Consider the following 253-nt stretch of genomic DNA (forward strand, 5'->3'; position numbering starts at 1 on the left):
GCCATAAATTTCAATCGGTCCGGCATAGGTCTGCACATGACGAGTCGAACCATCCGCCAGTTTATGAACAAAATTCAAAGGTTTATGACCACCGGGTAAATGCGAGATTTCATGCATGATAGGCATGACGCGACGCCCGAGCATATTTATTTCCCAGGTATGTTTCTGGCACATCGTTTCATGGTTATAACCATAGAAATTGAGCGCGGCGAGGTTAGCATCGACGATTTGTCCATCTCGTGACGGGTCAATC

The 253-nt window shown here is 46.6% G+C and carries 1 protein-coding gene; it reads right to left on the minus strand.

The genetic code is table 11. The annotated features are described in order from the left end of the window. Positions 1 to 253 (minus strand): PAS domain-containing protein (locus tag SB786_RS36995; RefSeq protein WP_410731682.1); only part of this gene is annotated, 253 nt, incomplete at both ends.

Origin of the sequence: Burkholderia sp. SIMBA_062 (genome assembly GCF_046534765.1) — a bacterium.
Lineage (GTDB): Bacteria > Pseudomonadota > Gammaproteobacteria > Burkholderiales > Burkholderiaceae > Burkholderia > Burkholderia ambifaria.